A 2,708-nucleotide genomic window follows, 5' to 3' on the forward strand; every position below is an offset into this window, starting at 1 on the left:
GGTGGTCGAGGCGACGCTGCGGGTTCGCGACGGCGCTCCATGATCGCAAGCCGGGTGCTCGGAACGCGGCGCCGACAGCACTGAACGCACCCGACTCGCGATCGTGCCGCGCTGGGAGCACGAAACGTGCGATCTTGAAGGGGCGGATGCACGCAACTCGCGATCGTGCCGCGCTGACAGCACGAAACGTGCGATCTTGACCCACCGACCGCACCCAACCGGCGATCTCACCCCGCTGACAGCACGAAACGTGCGATCGTCACGCTCCGGCCACCGCCCTCAGCTCGGGGACGAAGCCGTCGAGCAGGTACGGCAGGGAGAGGGCGCTGGCGAACTGCAGGGCGTCGTAGTCCGCGCCCTCGATGAACAGTGACCGTCCCTCGGCGACCACCGGCACGGCCGCCAGGATCGGGTCGGCCTCGATCGCCGCCCTCTCCTCGGCCGAGCCGGACTGGAGGACCAGCACGTCCTGGTCCAGCATCGACGCCTGCTCGCGGGACAGGTAGCCGTAGAACCGGTCGCCCGCGACGGCGTCGAGCTCGGGCGGGACGACCATGCCGAGCTCGCCGAAGAACCGGGTGCGCGTGTCGTCCGTGGCGTGGAAGGGGTACTGGCCGTCGGAGGAGGGGCCGGACAGCGCGAGGGTCTTGCCCACCAGGCCGGGGTTCGCCGCCTTGACCTCGGCGAACCTCGCCTCGACCTGCCGCACCAGCTCGTCGGCCCTCGCCGTCTGGCCGAGCGCCTGCCCGGTGACCCGGGTCTGCACCTGCCACGGCACCCCGAAGTCGACATAGTCCTTCGGCGGCACGACCACGGGGGCGATCCGGCTCAGCACGTCGTACTCGTTCTGCTCCAGCCCCGCGGTGATCGCCATGATCAGGTCGGGTCTCAGCGCCGCGACGGCCTCGGGGTCCACCGCCTCCCGGGGCAGGATGGTCGGCTGCGCGCCGCCCGCCGCCTGGTCCGCCCAGGGGAAGAAGACGTCGTCCTGGGGACCGAAGGCGTACCGGACGCCGACGGGCACCACGCCGAAGGCCAGGATCGCGTCCTGCTCCGTGTAGCCGAGGGACACGACGCGCTGGGGCGCGGCCGGGATGGTGGCGCTGCCGAACCTGTGCTCGATGGTGACCGGGTAGGCGTCCGCGGCGGGCGCAGCACCGGCCGGGGTCTCGGTGGGGGCGGTCTCGGCGGCACAGCCCGCGAGGACGGTGGCGGCGGCCGCGAGCAGAGCGGCCGCGAGGCGACGGGTGAGGGGCACCGGATGTGTATACCCGAAGGTAAGGCTTCCCTGCCATAACGTTTCGGCACCGCGTACGCGAGAGGCGCCCCCGCGCACCGGGAGCGCCTCTCGTGGCCGGCTCAGATGTCGGAGTTCACCGGGGTCACGTCCCGGCTCGAGACGAGCGCGGCGAGCCGGTCGCCGATCGCCTGCGTGTGCCCGGTGGCGCTGTGGTCCCGGGTCGCGAGGTCGAAGGCCACCGCGGCCTCCACCCGTCGGGCGCTCTCCCGCTGGCCGATGTGGTCCAGCAACAGGGCGACGGACAGCACGGCCGCGGTCGGGTCCGCGATGCCCTGGCCCGCGATGTCCGGCGCCGAGCCGTGCACCGGCTCGAACATCGACGGGTTGCGACCGCTCGCGTCGAGGTTGCCGCTGGCCGCGAGGCCGATGCCGCCGGTGACCGCGGCCGCGAGGTCGGTGAGGATGTCGCCGAACAGGTTGTCGGTGACGATCACGTCGAACCGGCCCGGGTCGGTGACCAGGTGGATCGTGGTGGCGTCGACGTGCTGGTAGGCGACGGACACGTCCGGGTGCTCCAGCGACACCTCCTCCACGATCCGCGACCACAGCCGGCCCGCGAAGGTCAGCACGTTGGTCTTGTGCACCAGCGTGAGGTGCTTGCGCGGGCGGCGCTCGGCGCGGGCGAAGGCGTCCCGGACCACGCGCTCGACCCCGAAGGCCGTGTTGGTGCTGACCTCGGTCGCGATCTCGTGCGGGGTGTCCTTGCGGAGCAGGCCGCCGGTGCCGACGTACGGCCCCTCGGTGCCCTCGCGCACGACGACCATGTCGATCTCGGCGTTGCCGGACAGCGGGCCGCGGACGCCGGGGTACAGCCGGGCAGGCCGCAGGTTCACGTGGTGGTCCAGCTCGAACCGCAGGCGCAGCAGCAGGCCGCGCTCGAGGATGCCGCTCGGGACCGACGGGTCGCCGACCGCGCCGAGCAGGATCGCGTCGTGCTGCTGGAGCTCGGTGAGGACCGTCTCGGGCAGCAGCTCGCCGGTGGAGTGCCACCGGGCCGCGCCCAGGTCGTAGGTCGTCGTCTCGACGTCCGGGGAGACCTCGTTCAAGACCTTCAGGGCCTCGTCGATGACCTCCGGCCCGATGCCGTCGCCGGGAATGACCGCAAGGCGCATGCTGCTCGACTGTCCTCTCTCGCCGCAATCCCACACCCGTGGGGGCGCTCGAACGCTACTAGCCGGAGCCGCCGCCGGACGCCACCGTCCACCCCATCGGGGTCACCCGGGACGGTGAACTCGTGCCACCCGGCACGCCGGCACCCGACCGACACACCCCCGAGTGGGTGCGATTGTGCGCCTCCGGCCGGGAGGGCCGAACGGCGGGTCCGGGCCTCCGCCGCGGTCATCACCCGAACGGGGTACCCCACTCGTCCACCCGCGCGCGACGGCTGGTCGGACCCGCTCAGCCGAGT

At 72.5% G+C, this 2,708-nt stretch carries 2 protein-coding genes; both read right to left on the reverse strand.

Annotated elements, in window-relative coordinates; genetic code table 11:
- Positions 1-259: 259 nt before the first annotated feature.
- On the reverse strand, positions 260-1,258 hold the full coding sequence (locus tag H5J29_RS28240) for an ABC transporter substrate-binding protein (RefSeq protein ID WP_181784034.1): 999 nt from the start codon (positions 1,256-1,258) through the stop codon (positions 260-262).
- Between the two features lie 101 nt (positions 1,259-1,359).
- A complete protein-coding gene (locus H5J29_RS28245) occupies positions 1,360-2,412 on the reverse strand; it encodes a 3-isopropylmalate dehydrogenase (protein ID WP_181784035.1) in 1,053 nt (350 codons plus the stop codon).
- Positions 2,413-2,708: the final 296 nt, after the last annotated feature.

It is taken from the genome of Pseudonocardia pini (genome assembly GCF_013870575.1).
GTDB lineage: Bacteria > Actinomycetota > Actinomycetes > Mycobacteriales > Pseudonocardiaceae > Pseudonocardia > Pseudonocardia pini.

Excerpts from the sequence above, each read along its gene's own strand:
- H5J29_RS28245 (WP_181784035.1), bottom strand. The coding sequence starts at position 2,412 with ATGCGCCTTGCGGTCATTCCCGGCGACGGCATCGGGCCGGAGGTCATC.